The sequence below is a fragment of the Methanosarcina soligelidi genome (genome assembly GCF_000744315.1).
In the GTDB taxonomy this organism is placed as follows: Archaea; Halobacteriota; Methanosarcinia; order Methanosarcinales; family Methanosarcinaceae; genus Methanosarcina; species Methanosarcina mazei.
Genome location: NZ_JQLR01000001.1, coordinates 3,649,304 through 3,664,601 on the forward strand (window position 1 = coordinate 3,649,304; position 15,298 = coordinate 3,664,601).

At 37.5% G+C, this 15,298-nt stretch carries 21 protein-coding genes; 10 read left to right on the top strand and 11 right to left on the bottom strand.

Features of this window, described 5'->3' with window-relative positions:
- Nucleotides 1-415: 415 nt before the first annotated feature.
- The 4 genes from M886_RS15580 to M886_RS18740 all read right to left on the bottom strand — a co-directional run bounded on the left by M886_RS15580 (nt 416) and on the right by M886_RS18740 (nt 7,360).
- On the bottom strand, nt 416-3,199 hold the full coding sequence (locus tag M886_RS15580) for a BPTD_3080 family restriction endonuclease (RefSeq protein WP_048051459.1): 2,784 nt from the start codon (nt 3,197-3,199) through the stop codon (nt 416-418).
- 13 nt (nt 3,200-3,212) lie between these two features.
- On the bottom strand, nt 3,213-5,711 hold the full coding sequence (locus tag M886_RS15585) for a site-specific DNA-methyltransferase (RefSeq protein ID WP_048051460.1): 2,499 nt from the start codon (nt 5,709-5,711) through the stop codon (nt 3,213-3,215).
- A 319-nt stretch (nt 5,712-6,030) separates the two neighbouring features.
- The gene (locus M886_RS15590; RefSeq protein WP_152558050.1) at nt 6,031-6,513 is read right to left on the bottom strand and encodes a hypothetical protein; all 483 of its coding nucleotides are present in this window, start codon (nt 6,511-6,513) and stop codon (nt 6,031-6,033) included.
- A gap of 661 nt (nt 6,514-7,174) precedes the next feature.
- Nucleotides 7,175-7,360 carry a hypothetical protein gene (locus M886_RS18740; RefSeq protein WP_048051463.1) on the bottom strand — a complete coding sequence of 62 codons (186 nt, stop codon included), beginning with the start codon at nt 7,358-7,360 and terminating at the stop codon, nt 7,175-7,177.
- 226 nt (nt 7,361-7,586) lie between these two features.
- Between M886_RS18740 and M886_RS15605 the strand changes: the two genes are divergently transcribed.
- Nucleotides 7,587-7,925, top strand: a complete 339-nt coding sequence (locus M886_RS15605; RefSeq protein ID WP_048051464.1) for a hypothetical protein — start codon at nt 7,587-7,589, stop codon at nt 7,923-7,925.
- Nucleotides 7,900-8,271: a DUF2283 domain-containing protein gene (locus M886_RS15610; protein WP_048051465.1), complete on the top strand. Its 372-nt coding sequence runs from the start codon at nt 7,900-7,902 to the stop codon at nt 8,269-8,271. The genes M886_RS15605 and M886_RS15610 overlap by 26 nt, the downstream gene beginning before the upstream one ends.
- A gap of 26 nt (nt 8,272-8,297) precedes the next feature.
- Here the strand turns inward: M886_RS15610 and M886_RS15615 are convergent, their stop codons facing one another.
- The gene (locus M886_RS15615; RefSeq protein WP_048051466.1) at nt 8,298-8,504 is read right to left on the bottom strand and encodes a type II toxin-antitoxin system HicB family antitoxin; all 207 of its coding nucleotides are present in this window, start codon (nt 8,502-8,504) and stop codon (nt 8,298-8,300) included.
- Between the two features lie 107 nt (nt 8,505-8,611).
- On the bottom strand, nt 8,612-8,827 hold the full coding sequence (locus tag M886_RS15620) for a hypothetical protein (RefSeq protein WP_048040455.1): 216 nt from the start codon (nt 8,825-8,827) through the stop codon (nt 8,612-8,614).
- Nucleotides 8,828-9,242: 415 nt separating this feature from the next.
- Between M886_RS15620 and M886_RS15625 the strand changes: the two genes are divergently transcribed.
- The 3 genes from M886_RS15625 to M886_RS15630 all read left to right on the top strand — a co-directional run bounded on the left by M886_RS15625 (nt 9,243) and on the right by M886_RS15630 (nt 11,486).
- Nucleotides 9,243-10,655 carry an RNA-binding domain-containing protein gene (locus M886_RS15625; protein ID WP_052724800.1) on the top strand — a complete coding sequence of 471 codons (1,413 nt, stop codon included), beginning with the start codon at nt 9,243-9,245 and terminating at the stop codon, nt 10,653-10,655.
- A gap of 239 nt (nt 10,656-10,894) precedes the next feature.
- Entirely contained in the window at nt 10,895-11,050 is a 156-nt protein-coding gene (locus tag M886_RS18745) for a hypothetical protein (protein WP_155395749.1), read from the top strand.
- Nucleotides 11,051-11,114: 64 nt separating this feature from the next.
- The gene (locus tag M886_RS15630) at nt 11,115-11,486 is read left to right on the top strand and encodes a DUF2283 domain-containing protein (protein ID WP_048037951.1); all 372 of its coding nucleotides are present in this window, start codon (nt 11,115-11,117) and stop codon (nt 11,484-11,486) included.
- Between the two features lie 171 nt (nt 11,487-11,657).
- Here the strand turns inward: M886_RS15630 and M886_RS15635 are convergent, their stop codons facing one another.
- Both M886_RS15635 and M886_RS18945 read right to left on the bottom strand, forming a co-directional pair.
- Nucleotides 11,658-11,864 carry a type II toxin-antitoxin system HicB family antitoxin gene (locus M886_RS15635; RefSeq protein ID WP_048037954.1) on the bottom strand — a complete coding sequence of 69 codons (207 nt, stop codon included), beginning with the start codon at nt 11,862-11,864 and terminating at the stop codon, nt 11,658-11,660.
- 188 nt (nt 11,865-12,052) lie between these two features.
- On the bottom strand, nt 12,053-12,271 hold the full coding sequence (locus M886_RS18945; protein WP_162197327.1) for a hypothetical protein: 219 nt from the start codon (nt 12,269-12,271) through the stop codon (nt 12,053-12,055).
- A 413-nt stretch (nt 12,272-12,684) separates the two neighbouring features.
- On the opposite strand from M886_RS18945, the gene M886_RS18950 reads away from it, so the two are divergent.
- The 3 genes from M886_RS18950 (at nt 12,685) to M886_RS19265 (ending at nt 13,386) form a co-directional block, all read left to right on the top strand.
- Nucleotides 12,685-12,828 carry a hypothetical protein gene (locus tag M886_RS18950; protein ID WP_164477373.1) on the top strand — a complete coding sequence of 48 codons (144 nt, stop codon included), beginning with the start codon at nt 12,685-12,687 and terminating at the stop codon, nt 12,826-12,828.
- A gap of 2 nt (nt 12,829-12,830) precedes the next feature.
- Nucleotides 12,831-13,061: a hypothetical protein gene (locus tag M886_RS19260; RefSeq protein ID WP_235203986.1), complete on the top strand. Its 231-nt coding sequence runs from the start codon at nt 12,831-12,833 to the stop codon at nt 13,059-13,061.
- A 91-nt stretch (nt 13,062-13,152) separates the two neighbouring features.
- A complete protein-coding gene (locus tag M886_RS19265; RefSeq protein ID WP_235203987.1) occupies nt 13,153-13,386 on the top strand; it encodes a hypothetical protein in 234 nt (77 codons plus the stop codon).
- 88 nt (nt 13,387-13,474) lie between these two features.
- On the opposite strand, the gene M886_RS15650 is transcribed toward M886_RS19265, so the two are convergent.
- Nucleotides 13,475-13,774, bottom strand: coding sequence for a hypothetical protein (locus M886_RS15650; protein WP_048051467.1), 300 nt, complete (start codon nt 13,772-13,774; stop codon nt 13,475-13,477).
- A 484-nt stretch (nt 13,775-14,258) separates the two neighbouring features.
- On the opposite strand from M886_RS15650, the gene M886_RS18110 reads away from it, so the two are divergent.
- A complete protein-coding gene (locus tag M886_RS18110) occupies nt 14,259-14,417 on the top strand; it encodes a type II toxin-antitoxin system HicB family antitoxin (protein WP_084685106.1) in 159 nt (52 codons plus the stop codon).
- A gap of 159 nt (nt 14,418-14,576) precedes the next feature.
- Here M886_RS18110 and M886_RS15655 read toward each other — a convergent pair whose 3' ends face one another.
- Both M886_RS15655 and M886_RS15660 read right to left on the bottom strand, forming a co-directional pair.
- The gene (locus M886_RS15655; RefSeq protein WP_235203988.1) at nt 14,577-14,786 is read right to left on the bottom strand and encodes a type II toxin-antitoxin system HicA family toxin; all 210 of its coding nucleotides are present in this window, start codon (nt 14,784-14,786) and stop codon (nt 14,577-14,579) included.
- Nucleotides 14,755-15,000 carry a type II toxin-antitoxin system HicB family antitoxin gene (locus M886_RS15660; RefSeq protein ID WP_048051468.1) on the bottom strand — a complete coding sequence of 82 codons (246 nt, stop codon included), beginning with the start codon at nt 14,998-15,000 and terminating at the stop codon, nt 14,755-14,757. The genes M886_RS15655 and M886_RS15660 overlap by 32 nt, the downstream gene beginning before the upstream one ends.
- A gap of 130 nt (nt 15,001-15,130) precedes the next feature.
- Here M886_RS15660 and M886_RS18115 point away from each other — a divergent pair, with 130 nt between their 5' ends.
- The gene (locus tag M886_RS18115) at nt 15,131-15,274 is read left to right on the top strand and encodes a type II toxin-antitoxin system HicB family antitoxin (RefSeq protein WP_268745890.1); all 144 of its coding nucleotides are present in this window, start codon (nt 15,131-15,133) and stop codon (nt 15,272-15,274) included.
- Nucleotides 15,275-15,298 lie beyond the last annotated feature (24 nt).

Consider the following 15,298-nt stretch of genomic DNA (forward strand, 5'->3'; position numbering starts at 1 on the left):
ACTTGGGTTAATATTTCTATGGATAAAATATATACATATCTATTAAAGGTTTTAGATAAAATTAAGTGTTTCCTGCCGTAATAATGTATGCTTTTTTTGTAAAATTTACAGCAGGTCAGAATGTCTTTCGGATAGGTTTAAAGTTGGGACCAAGTTTGGAACAGACATAGATCATCAGTACAAAAAACTGGAAGAAAAAGAAAAGTACGCACCCATGATGAAGTCTGGATTTTAAAGTGAAGCTGCACCCTGATGAGAAGAAATTTCTTCTCGACCTAGATCAGGATATGAAAGGAAGAATAAAGGAGCATAAAAAATCCGCAAGCAAACCCCTTTAAAAGCTACTCCCGTTCAGGAATTTAGTGATAGTGTACAATTATGAGTTTTCAGGGGTTATTTGAAAAAAGAAGAAAAATTAGGATGAAATAAGTGAGCAATATTTTTCAATGATGTCTTCCACATCAGATGGATGGCGCGAAATATCTTCATGCCATTTTCCAAATCCACCATGATTGTTCACCGCTTCAACCCATTCTTTTAGGAATACTCTCTTTGTTCTATCCTGGTCATCGTCTTGTCCTTTCGTTTCTAATACTAAAAATTCTCCGTTTACTAGCTTTATTATGAAATCTGGATAGTATTTTTTGATAACTCCTTTATAGTTATATAAGATCGTAAAACCCAAGTGGTCATTTTTTACCCAAGAATCTACTAAAGGACGTTTATCTAACACATAGGCTTCTGATACCTCCCAGGTGCTATCCGCCACTATGAGGTTTATATGAGATTTCTTGGTGTGTTCACAAGGCTTTGTGGTATACCATGTACGCATTTGTGCTGTTGACCTGATAGGATTTTCCTTATCAAATACAGGCAGTAATTTTTCTGTGTTTTCTGCGCGAATGGCATTCCAAATATGTTGTACAATTTTGTTAATGTTAACTGTAATTAATACCCTTTTTTTCAGCTCATTTTCCCTGTAATGACGGCTACTAATCACAATTTTCTCACCATAAATAAAATCACTTGTTATCTTTATAAGTTGGGCAAGGAAGAGATCTTTGTTTCCTTTTAAACTGTCCTTTTCGCTATTAAATATTCTTTTCGCAGCCTCAAATATGACTGTTTGAATCCTGAACTTATCTGCAATTTCTTGCAGATCTATTTCGGACAATGCTGCAGGATTAGGTTTGCCTGCAATAATTGCAGCCATTTCTGCCTGAGTTATATTTTCATAGGGATCCAATATAATTGGAGTTACTTTTTCCATGTCAAGTTTTAAAACTGGACGGTATACATGATCTATTCTCAATATGTTTGGCCAAGAGATTTCATACTTTTGTTTATCTTTTACCGGCTCGATTGCTGTTCTAGGCTTCGTTGGTTTCGGAATTCCCTCTCCTCCTTCATGAGGAAGGAAAGTAAAAGGCACTCCAAAAATATTTACATATTCAGGCTCAAACAGTCCATCGTCTTCTACTTCATAAGAAGTTCGCCTAAGACCTCTACCCACAACTTGCTCACACAAGAGTTGACTTGAAAAAGCACGTAAACCCATAATATGGGTTACAGTCTTTGCATCCCATCCTTCAGAGAGCATCCCGACTGAAATGACATTTTGAACCTGCTCTCCAGGTTCTCCTATCTTTCCTATTGTATTAACTTTCCAGCGAAGCAACTCTGCTTGTTCTTGTTTTGTTAATTTAACTTCTTGTTCATCAATATCTGAAGAAAGATCAATATTTTCTTCTGCACTTTCAGCTTCATTCAGGATTTTACTATCAATTTGAAGTGTTTTTTCGGGATCGCACAACTCAGGAATGAGAATTTCTTTATGATCAAAAGCATGTTTAATTCTGGCAGAAGTCTCCGTTCTATTTGCAACAGTTATCATAACTGGAGGAATCTTATGACCTTCTTTCTCCCATTCTTCTTTGGTTTTTAGCCAGTCTTTACCAAGGAGATAATAAGCGTTAATTACAAAATCGTGGAGAGGATATGAAGGGTCTTCTTTTAAGTTCAAGTCGTTTTGAATATCAGGGTCCTTGTATATATGGTATAATCGGGATTTAAGTTCCTCACTTTTCCTGCCATCATCACGGATAACTATTCTGGGGGTTTTTACTAATCCTGACTCTATTGCATCGTTTAATCCAAAATCACTTACAATCCATTCAAAAAGTGCTTCATCAGAAGCTTTTTTTCCTGAAGGAGCAAAAGGAGTTGCGGAAAAATCAAAACATCGAAGAATACCTCTTTTACGATTGATTCTGTCTAATCCACCAACCCAGATTGTGCTTTCTTCAATTTCTTCCTTTTTAACTCCTTTTATCTTGCTTTCAGCAGGGACACGCCATGCATGATGCGCTTCGTCATTTATGACAACGATATTGCTGGCATCTTTTAGTTCCCCAAGCACTTCTCTAACATATGCTTCATCACTCTTCGCTCCACGCTTGTCTACGCTCTTTCTTTTTGCTATCTTTTCTTCGTTTTCCCAAGCGAGTTTGTGCCAGTTGATAATCTTTACTTTACCCTGTCGTAACCTTTCAATCAAACCTGGAGGAACAACATTGAATTCTTCATAATAATTATTAGATTCGTTTGGATTAAGAACAGAAAGTCGATTTTTAACTGTTATGCCTGGAGCTACTATTAAAATATTTTTAGAAAACTTTGTATCTTGAGGGTAAGCTACTTTATTCAATACTTGCCAGGCAATGAGCATAGCCATAACTACGGTTTTACCTGAACCTGTAGCCATCTTGCTACACCAGCGAGAGAAATCTCCTCCATCTGAAGGAATCTCTATTCCTATTTTTTCAGATTCTGAAGCTTCGGTAAGCCAAATAAGGGTTTCAATAGCCTCAAGCTGGCAGAAGAAAAAACGATTATTAGTACGTTCTTCTTTATCTTGCCAGTATTTTAGTAATCTTTTTGTTACTCCTGTTACTCCTGGATAATCATTATCTTTCCAGTCTTTTACCTTGCCACGTATTTTTTCAACGAGTTCTATTTTTATAAAGACTCCTGGATCGTCAAAAGACTCGCTTCCCTGAGTGGCTATTAGATAACCTGGAGGTCTTCTACCATCTCTCTTTTCAAAAAGGCGCCTTTCCCTTACGTAAAACCAGTACTGTTTAGGCTCTTCATAGGGGGAATTAATAATTAGCTTGTCTATTACTTTTTTCACTTCCATATACAATCCCCCTTTACAGTTTGAGAATTCTCAAACTTTCGATTCCACGGTTATCGATTATCTTGACAGCAATTTTCCAATTTCGACCCGCTTCGAACGGAATCGATATGGTGTTTCTGAACTTTTCCAGTTTTTCAGTGTCAATATCAGCTTTAAGATTCTTGGCAAGTTTTGCCCATCCATCTTTAGCTCCAGCCATAGGTAAAAAGACCTGAGACGGGAAAAGACTCCTATCATCATAATCTGTATCCAGCATCCACATGGCTATATTACTTTTTCCACCACTCTCTACGTCCCCAGTCTTAGGATTATAGTAATCAAAACCAAGTACTTCTACTTCATATTTTCCTGCATAATCGCCTTCGGTAATATGTCTGAGTTCAATGTCTGGCTGTCCTACCAACCAGAAACTTTCATTGCCAGATTTTTTCTTTTTCAGGTCTTCAGTAAAGAGATCAGCATTCATCTGTGCCTTTAAAAGTTGCATTCCTGCAATCTCCGGCTTCATCTCATCTATATCTTTAGCAGCCTCTTCTTCAAACTGGAAAGCACAGAAAAGAAGTATATCTGGTCTGAGAGTCCGAGCTTCCTGCCAGGCATTTTCTACTGCCCTCTGTTCAAGAGGTGCATGTTCCGGCCCGAATACTATAAGGACCTTTTTAGGTTGATCTTCCTTTGTTTCTCCCTCAGCCTGAATATAACGAGTTCCAGAAAGTGCCTCAACTCTGGTGAACTCAATCTTTTTTCCGCCCTTAGCTCTCACTCCCACTCTTAATAATTCATCTCTCCACTCTTCCTGCCTTAATGTTTCACCCGAGCGAGATACGCTTAAACCAAATCCACTGTTTTCCTGCTCAATTTCTCCTAGAGATTTGGCTGTCATTGAGGGTACTGCCTCCACTGTAAATGGACCTGTAATACGAGTTTTCTTATTGTCAATCAAAGGCTGATCATAAAGAGTTTCGTCTGTTGAAGGCTCGTTATTTGCAATAGACTTAAGTGTGATGTGTGGAACTGTTTGATATAGGAAACCACTGCCTACACCTTCATCTGGATGGACAAGCTGATAGTAATCAAAAATAGCTGTCATTAACCTTTGTTTGGCAAGAGTCACTGCCACACGAGAAGTATCGCATGTGATCCATCGGCGTCCCCATTGTTCTGCAACATAAGCAGTCGTACCTGAACCACAAGTAATGTCAAGAACAAGATCTCCAGGATCAGTAGTCATAAGGAGACATCTAGAAATTGGTTTTGTTGACGTTTCAACAACGTAACTCATATTTGTTGGCGCCGAAGTATCGTCCCACAGAGCAGTAATTGGAGAGACAGGATAGTCAGATAATTTTAGAAGATACATCAATCTGTCTCCTTTTTCGTACGGAACCAATCTTTCATCTTTTAATAATCTTTTTGCACCCTCTTCGTTAGTTTTCCAAGATTTTCCTCTCGCTGGGAAATACTCTCTTCCATTAACTTTTATTGGAAAAACACGGTTGGGATCAAATCCTATTGGAGACATTAAAACTAATCGACATGGAGTAAATTCTTCACCTACAAGTGAATGGTTATTAATTTCATCTTTAGTTAATTTTCGACGCTTTTTGTCCTTAAACTCGGCAATATTCCAATGGCTATCTCCCTGAACATCAGTTGGCTTAAATAACGAATGATACTTCAGGTTTTCTTTCTGTTTTGAATAAAAAATTATATAGTCACATGTTTCTTCAAGGTATTTAGCACCTAAAGGCATTGTTTTCTTACGAAATGTAATTAAACTTACAAAGTTTTCAGATCCAAAAACTTCATCCATCAAACATCTAACAAGATGCACATTTTCATCTGAAATCTGAACAAAGATAGAACCGGAATCTATCAGTAACTCTTTAGCAAGCAATAATCTATCTCTCATATAAGCAAGATATGAGTGAATGCCGAGCTCCCAGGTATCTCTAAAAGCTTTAATCATTTCGGGTTCAGTTGTTAAATCCTCATCTCCGTCTTTGACATCCCTTTTACCTACAAAAGGCTGAAAATTAGAGCCATATTTAATTCCATATGGAGGGTCAATGTAAATCATCTGAATCTGACCACCCATTCCTTCTTTTTCCAACAAGGAATTCATGACGAGCAAACTGTCCCCAGCTATCAAGCGGTTGGTCCAGCCCTCCTTGTGTTTATAAAATTCTACAGCTTCTCTGAAGGGTTTCTCGTAGACATCGAAAAGTGATGCTTGTACTCTTTTTTTCCCTTTTTTGAATGAACTTATAATTGTTTTCGGATCAATTCTCTCGTGCACGTGTAAGGAAACGGTCGGAACTTCAAAAGAAGTGTGTTCTGTTTTTCCTGCCCATTGAAGTTGAGGGTCAATATGCGGATCATATTCGTATTGTTTCTTTTCACCTGTATCAGGATCAGTTATTGGAGTTACTAGTCCTACTTGAGGGTTATTTATCCTTTCTTTACCCAGATGATCATATTGCTCAATGGATTTTTCTTCAGTGTTTGCCATGAGAACACCTATATTGGAATCGTTCTTCAAAATTTTAGATCTATTTCTAGCCCTTGAATTGTGGGATTATTGTAAGACGTATTAAAATATTATTCAAAATAATGTTTTAATTAATTAAGTATTTTCGTATGTAGAAAGCAATATTTGAATAAATCTTAATATCTTAAAAAGGGAAGATATTTTTATAATTGCATATTTGTTGATGATAAAAATCTTGGTCAAATAAGTTCTAAGCAATTTCACAATATAATACTTATTTATTTCTTTTTCAATTGCCTTTTCCACAAGAGAGGTTGATTTCAAATTAAAAAGTCAAATATTATCTAGCAATTAGATATGCATATGTAACGATGAAAATCGAAATCAAAGCTGCTAATAAGAAAAGACTAAAACCTATTTTACTAAATTTAGAACGCCTTGCTAAAATAGAACATCTCTCATTCTCAATCTCATCTGGTATATCCAATGAAAAATTAGCTGATTTAGGGTAGTAACCAATTGAGAAAAAAATTGAAGAAAAAAGGAAAATTATACTCGGGGTTGTTACATAGAGAATTTGTTTAAAATTAAAAGTATAATCTTTGGAAACTATGAAATTCAAAATTGTAAAATAAACAGGAATTGCTCCAGTGCTTAGAGAAATCATAAATTTACAAAAATCTCTACTGGTCTCAATCGAGTCAGTAAGCATAGTTTTTCCAGCTTCATACAGAGCCCTATTGTGGGGGGAAATAGGAAATACATCTTCTATTTCGATTTCCTGTATCAATGAGTTGTTTTCATTTCTCATTGCTTTTGCCAACCTTAACGGACTCGATCTCCGATGAAGGATACTCGGTCAAATAAAAAGTCACTTGGAAATCCTGATTTTTATTAGGGCAATGGAAAAGTCTTATAAACCTCTTTTTCCTCCCCTGTGCTCTTGGAATTTCATAAGAGAATACAAAAGAACGTCTAATCTCCAGCTCATATTTATGAGAACCTCCACAAATAGGGCATTTTTTTATATTAATATATTCTAAACTGCTTGACATTGACATCATCTCAATATCTTTTTATTCACTTACACAAAGACTTATTTGAATAACTAGTTTACTTTTTCCATGGCGTCACTAAACTATAAAAACACTTTTAGCTTAAAAATACTCAACAGTGAATACTCTAACTTCCAATCTAAAAATTATAAGAAATAATTGTCAACTCTCCCTCAACTATACCGTATAGTCCGCTCTATTGTTTTAATTTCCTTAATACAAAAAAGATACAATTTAGAACTACCTAATCTACTCGGGGCTATTTTCAATTAATCTTTAATCAAGGCAGCGAAAGAATTAATGAATAAAAATTACTATATAATTAGGCCCAGAGAAAAGAAATTTCCTTTTTTATGAAAACACACCTGAAAAAACTCGTCCTCAAATATCTTAACTTCCACCCCTTTACCCTTAAAATTCAACACATCTTTACATCCTTTCCTTTTCCTTATTCAACTCATCAATTTTTGCCTGTATTTCATCCTTCTGCTGCTTGTACCTGATTTTGATTTCCTTAACCTCTCTGTAAATAAGCATGCTTTCAAAACTGATTCCTGTCATTGCTTCTATATGTATTACGAGTTCATCTACTCCTTCGTCCAGTCGCGGTTCCACTTCCCGCCATTCTGCGTACTTGAATTCATGACTTAGAGATTTTGTCGTGGACCGGATTGGTGAAGGATCAAAAACTAATAAGAGGTAGGTGGGGGAGAGGGGAGCAGCAGGCGCGGGAAATATATTTTTACAGAAATAATACATTACTGTTATCAACAAAAAAGATCTAAGACTATGAATAGAATAAGACGACATTTTAAATTTAAAGCAACCTTGAGGTCACGGGATGGATGTAGTCACTTTATTAAACTGTTTATCTGAAATTGAAACAGATAATCTACATGCTACATATCATTTTCAAGAAAGAATTCGGGAACGTAAAAGTGAAATACATCCAGACTTAAATGAAATATACAACATAATCCTTAAAGAACAACCTGTTGGTATCCTTAAACAGGAACAAGAAAAATTCAAGCTCTATTACGAAAGAACCGAGAGTTATGACCTTATTGTCATAGTAAGTATTAAGAGCATAAATCCAACAATACTTAACCTTGTAACCTGTTTCCTTGAAGACGCAAAAAAGAGGAGGAGGCCGGATGAGGCAAGAATCTCTGGTAAATAAGTACGATTACGATTTCGAAAATGATAGCATTTTCTTTTACGGAAGCAACAAGAATTACAGGTCTTCAATAGATCTGGACGGAATAATCCTTGATATTAGTGAAGATAACCAGATCATGGCTATTGAGATACTTGACGCTTCAGACAGGTTTAACCTTGCAAAAGAAGATCTACGCAATATCAAATACTTTGAAGCTCGCATCGAAGTTAGCGAAGAGAATATCAAACTTACAATGAAAATGAGTGTCAATAAGAGAAATAAACTGGTTGACAAAGGTCTTGATGCTCTCGGACTGAACAGCATGAACCTTCCAAAAAGTACTCAAGGGATAGCACTTAGCTGTTAATTTATTTTTTTAAAGCCAAAAGCAATTTAGCCAGCTGAAACCTCCACTGTAGCGATTTCTCCCAGAACCTGAGCCTGTTCTCTTGTCACTTCAAGAACAAGCTGGATAGCCTCCTTAATGTTTTCAAGCGCCTCCTCTTTAGTATCTCCTTCGCTGATAGCGGCAGGAATTTCGAGGCACTGGGCTGTATAGCCTCCTTCCTCGGATTCTTCAAGTTTGATTGTAAACCGCATAAAGATTAATTGGTGATTTTGAGATTTAATATACTCTACCTCTGACGATTTTAGCGTGTAAATAAAAGGCAGACTTCCATCCTTCCCTCCTTGAAACTCACACGTCCTTAAATCCTTTCTTTCTCTTTATTCAGCTCACCAATTCTTGCCTGTATCTCATCCTTCTGCTGCTTGTACCTGACTTTGATTTCCTTAACTTCTTTGTAGATAAGCATGCTTTCGTCACTGATTCTTGTCATTGCCTCTATATGTATCATGAGTTCATCTACCCCTTCGTACAGTCGCAGTTCTACTTCCCACCATTCTGCATACTTAAATTTCACGATCTAGATATTCTGTCGCGGACCGGTTTGGGGCAGGATCGAAAAACTAAAAAACGGCAGGTGGGGAGAGGGGAGCAGCAGGCGCGGGAAATATATTTTTACAGAAATATTCTGACTATTTTGACTTTTATTAGATTATGAGCCATCATGAACCGTTTATGAATTAATTTTCCTCTAATTCACAGATCTCAAACTCAGCCAGGAAATCCTGAACTTGGATTTTAGTCACAAAAACGTTACCTGAGTAAGTTAAAATTAGAATCATAGAAACCGGAAATGTGAATTTTAAAATCTCGCACCAATGGTGCGAGAAATTTACTACATAAAGCTGAGGATCTCAGTAAAGGAAAATACAAGAGCCTTTGAAGAAGCACAAATATTTAACCAACATGCACTAAATTGACAGCAGATAAAAATGTCCATCCTGAAACTTCTAGCAGCTTCTGAGGGCAGAACCCTGGAATTCAAAGAAAAGATGCCAAGTGCTCTTGCAATTGCAAAGACAATATGCGCTTTTTCAAACGGAGCTGGCGGCTCGATAATAATAGGAATACGGGACAGGGATAAAACCTTGATAGGTATTGACGAGCTGGAAATCCATGATGTTGAAGAGCAGGTTGCAAATATTACCTATGAAATGCTTGAGCCTATTCCCTCCTTCAATACAACGATCCATAACATTGAAGGGAAGCTGCTCCTTAAGGTTGAAGTTTATCCTGGAAGGCTTAAGCCGTACCACCTTAAAGAAAAAGGGGAGATGGAAGGAACCTTCGTGCGCGTAGGGTCTACTAACAGGAAGGCTGACCCTGAAATTATTGAGGAGCTCAGGCGCCAGCGGATGAATATTAGTTTTGATGAGACCGCTGTTCAGGATGCAGGCATGGAAGAACTTGAGCCTGAAAATCTTGCTTTCTACTTCAGGATGAGGGAAAAGGTAAGGGGGATTCCTGAAAACGAAATTAACAATGATTTCTTTAAAAAGAAACGTTTTGCCCTTCAGTTAAACGGCAGCATTTTCCCCACAGTTGCTGGAATTCTTCTTTTTTCAGATGAACCTGACACTTACCTTCCTGGCGCATTAATAAGATGTGCCCGCTTCAAAGGCAATGAAATGGACGAGTTTATCGACCAGCGTATTATTTCCGGCCCACTCTTCAACCAGGTAGAAGAAGCAACTGCTTTTTTCAAGCGGAACATCCGGAGAGGAGCAAAGATTGAGGGCCTTTACAGGAAAGAAGCATACGAATACCCGGAAAAAGCTATAAAAGAAGCACTTGTAAACGCTGTCTGCCATAGAGACTACTCAAGAAAAGGTGCAGACATAAAGTTTGCTATATTTGATGATAGAATTGAAATTACAAGCCCTGGTCACCTTCCTCCTAGTATCACTCTTGATGATCTGGGAAAAGGAGTATCGGAACATAGAAACAAAATAATAGGCAGAACCTTCAGTGAATTGGGACTGATAGAAGGGTTTGGAACCGGTGTTTTCAGGATGAGAAAATACTGCAAAGAGTGGGGAATTATTGACCCGGAGTTCAGGGAAGACAGTGGATTTTTCAAGACGATTTTTTACAAAAAACGGATTGAAGAAAAAAAACTGATAGACCAGAACCTTATTGAGCTGGACGAAGATGAAAAGGAAGTTTTAACCTATATCGAGAAAAAAGGTAAAGCAAGTACAAAAGAACTAGAATCTATACTGGGTAAGAGTAAATCGACCGTTAAAAGAAAAATAAAGAAACTCACTGAAAACAAATACCTTATTTGGCAAGGAAAAAGCCTGCGAGACCCATCAGGATATTATGAACTCAGAAAAGAAGAATAAATATACCGTGTCTCACTATTTAAGTCATTGATGTCAATAATCACAGATAATTACGTAAAGAACAGACATTTTTAAGCCAGTAGTGAGCTAGTAGTGAGCTAGTAGTGAGCTAGTAGTGAGCTAGTAGTGAGCTAGTAGTGAGCTAGTAGTGAGCTAGCAATGAGCTAGTAATAAATTACCATGAAAGGTCTTGAGAAACCTTAAATCAAAAACGTTCAAGCAGTTCCTCAGTAAAACATATGTCGCACTGGCTGAAAAAAGAAGGCATGGACCAGGAGGCTTATATCCGTCTCGGTTCCATCAACCGAAAATCTGATAGTGATCTGATTCAGAAACTCCGCCGAAGTGTGATGGGTCTTGCTTTTTATGACAAATCCTCCCCAACAGAGATGTGAGGATCTTATATTGAAGCTTCAACGACCTGTTTCCTTGAAGACGCAAAAAAGAGGAGGAGGCCGGATGAGGCAAGAATCTCTGGTAACTAAGTACGATTACGATTTCGAAAATGATAGCATTTTCTTTTACGGAAGCAACAAAAAGTACAGGTCTTCCATAGACCTGGATGGAATAATCCTTGATATTAGCGAAGATAACAAGATAATGGCTATTGAAATCCTTGATGCTTCAAACAGGTTTAACCTTGCAAAAGAGGATTTGAGGAACATAAAATACTTTGAGGCTCGCATCGAAGTTAGCGAAGAAAATATCAGGCTGACAATGAAAATGAGTGTCAATAAGAGAAATAAACTGGTTGACAAAGGTCTTGATGCTCTCGGGCTGAACAGCATGAACCTTCCGATAAGTACTCAAGGGATAGCACTTAGCTGTTAATTTATTTTTCCTGAATCTGAAGGCAATTTAGGGCAGTGTCACGAATTTGCTGTAAATTCAAAGTAAAGTTATTGTGTACTGTGGGGAAAATGGATCTTTTGATATGGAATTTTTGACTCAAAAACTTATTGAAATTTGTGATTTTACAGAAAAATCGGCATACTGCCCAATTTAGCCAACTGAAACCTCCACTGTAGCGATTTCTCCCAGTACCTGAGCCTGCTCTCTTGTTACTTCCAGGACAAGCTGGATAGCTTCCTTGATGTTTTCAAGTGCCTCCTCTTTAGTATCTCCTTCGCTAATAGCGGCAGGAATTTCAAGGCACTGGGCGATATAACCTCCTTCTTCAGATTCTTCAAGTTTGATTGTAAACCGCATAAAGATTAATTGGTGATTTTGAGATTTAATATACTCTACCTCTGATGATTTTAGCGTGTAAATAAAAGGCAGACTTCCATCCTTTCCTCCTTAAAACTCACACGTCCTTAAATCCTTTCTTTCTCTTTATTCAGCTCATCAATTCTTGCCTGTATCTTATCCTTCTGCTGCCTGTACCTGATTTTGATCTACTTAACTTCTTTGTAGATAAGCATGCTTTCGTCACTGATTCCTGTCATTGCCTCTATATGTATTATGAGTTCATCTACCCCTTCGTCCAATCGCGGTTCTACTTTCCGCCATTCTGCATACTTAATATTCAGTTTTTCTTTGCTTCTGTCTTCGAGATCAAAGATTTCATCCCAGAGGTCCATAATCTGGCTGTCTATCTCTTCTTTTTCAGGCATTGTTTTCTCCCCAATTCATTAGATCTCTCTATAAGGGTATCCCTATTAATTTCTTTTAGCAACTTTTTTCTGTCGGTTGTAAAACCAGTTTTCAACCATTATTGAAAATCAATAACACTTTTATTTGTTCAAAAGATAAATTTGTCTTGTGGGAGAATCTCAAATGTTGCCGGTCCTATCAAGATTATCTACTCCAGATCCGATTTGAGGATTTTATGATTTCCTGAAAAGGCGAACAACAATCACACAGATCTTTGCCCCGGAGATCAAGGCATCAGATTTGAAAAAGTAAATTTAGCAATATTTATTATATAACGAGCTGATAATAACCAATTAAGATAGTTACTTATATTCTACAATTCTATTTTACTCATATTCTATAATTCTATTTTGTAAATAAGGAGGAAACAATTGTGGCAAAGCCAATTGAACTGGGTCTTGTCTTAGAAGGTGAGGACGCCAGGGAATTCTGGGAAAACGAGAAGAAGCCTGCAACCAGACAACAAATAGAAATGTTTAAGCGGGCAAGGAAACTTGCAAGTACAGTCAGGTTGTAAGCGTGCAGCATAAAATACCGGATCTGGAACTTGTTACTTATTCGCTTTCTAAGAAAAGTGATGTTTCATCTTTTTGCTGTGAAAACGCCGATCTTAACGATTTTTTAAAAAACGATGCCCTGATAAATCAAGAACAGCTAATCAACAAGACCTATGTCTGTTACTATCAGGAACAATTGGTAGGATACTTCACTTTAACTACTGATACCATACAGGTTAAAATCAATCGATAACTCAGATTGTGTAGACGGATTCCCATATTCAAAATACCCAGCCCTGAAACTTGCAAGATTAGCCACACACGAAAGTTTTGCAGGCAGGGGAGTGGGGTCATACATGCTGCATATTGCAATATATTTGACTCAAAAAGTATCGAATATCGCCGGATGCAGATACGTCACAGTCGACTCAAAACCGGAATCTGTGGGTTTTTACATAAAGCATGGTTTCAAACTTGTTAAAGGGTCGAGTAAGAAGGAATATCCCGTGCTCTATTTGAACATGCAGCCAATTGTAGAAGAGCTTGAGCCAATCGAATCTCTGGATCCATTTGTGTAACTGCTTTTCTATTGCAGCTCAACTTTCCTTTATAAATAGTTGTTCAGACACTCTTTTTTGCTATCCCCCTAAAAAAATCAACACATCTTCACATCTTTTCTTTTTCTTTACTAAACGCATCAATTCTTGCCTGTATCTCATCTTTCTGCTGTTTGTACCTGATTTTGATCTCCTTAACCTCTCTGTAAATAAGCATGCTTTCGTCACTGATTCCTGTCATTGCATCTATATGTATTATGAGTTCATCTACCCCTTCGTCCAGTCGCGGTTCTACTTTCCGCCATTCTGCATACTTAATATTCAGTTCTTCTTTGCTTCTGTCGTCAAGGTCAAAGATCTCATCCCAGAGGTCCATAATTTCGCTGTCAATCTCTTCTTTTGTAGGCATTATATTCTTCCCAAATCGGTAAACTTCTTTATAAGGGCATTTCTATGAATTCCCTTTAGAATTGCTTTCAGCAGCTTTTTTCTGTTATATGTCAGGCAAGTTTCTCAACCAGTGCCGGTGAAATCAATAGTATTTTAATCTCCACAGATGATAAATTTGTCGTGAAGATGAATCTCACTTATTCCCGGTCGCTATCAAGAATTTTCCATTCAGAGGTCCGGTTTGAAGATTTCATGATTTGGAGATTTTGTCGCGGACCGGTTTGGTGCAGGGTCAAAAACTAAAAAAACGGTAGATTGGGAGAGAGGGGAGCAGCAGGTGCGGGAAATATATTTTTACAGAAATATATCAAAAATCTCCTTGAAATCAGCTTTTCTATAACTTCTTCCTGAAAACAGACCTGCAAAGAGTAAACGAGAAAGTTAACACAGCTATAAATCAACTCATTGGAATATGATTTATATCTGAAAACCGAGGCCAGTCAATGAGAGAATTTACTGTTGTTATCGAACAGGACGAAGATGGAATTTATGTAGCTTCTGTGCCTGAACTTCCGGGATGCCACACTCAGGCAAAGACGCTTGACGAGTTAAACAGGAGAATAAAAGAAGCAATCGAACTGTACCTTGAAGTTGAAGCCTAACAATTTATAAGGAACTTTTAGATTTGACTATGTCACACAAAAGAGACGTTTAAATTACGAATTTCTTTGCCCCGAATTTTTTAAATGAAAGAACCAAACTTATTAAAGATAGATAAAAATCAAATAAAAATCACAGAAGTTTGATAAATTCTTCATCAGTCATTCCTGCTTGTCGAATGCTTGTCGAATAATAGACTTTAAGGTTCCTGCAGGGATTTCTGAATGATCTGGAATAATAACAATACGCGTTTCAGTCAAATCTACCTTTTTCATTTTGATGTGGCGGCCCCTCTGAGATACCACCTGAAATCCCTGACCGCTGAGAGCCCTTATGACTTCACGAGCTGACGGGGTGGGAAGTTTTGGCATGGGAAGAAACCTCTACCGTCGTGGTAAAAACCTGTCCAGCAGCCGGAGTCTGAGCATCTTCGTCCTCAAGGTAAAGTTCAATTGCTTCCTTCAGGTTCTCGATGGCCTCTTCAATTGTTTCTCCCTGGCTTGCAATATCAAGCTCCGGACACCAGGAAACATACCATTTTCCTTCCTTTTGAACTACAGCTGAAAATCTGTACGTTTCTTCCATAATAAAGAGATTTCCGCAGTAGTGCTATAAAACGTTTCTCTTAAGGATTCCCTTCTGGATTCTTAAGTGTTAACTCTTTCGTTATGAAACCTCCTATGAAAGGAGAAAAAAGCTAATAGACCAGAGTCTTATCGAACAGGACGAAGACGGAATTTACATAGCTTCTGTGCCTGAACTTCCCGGGTGTCACACACAAGCAGAAACACTCGACGAGTTAAACAGGAGAATAAAAGAAGCAATTGAACTCTACTTTGAGGTTGAAGCCGAAAAATAGAAATGAGGAATCTACACTCCTTAC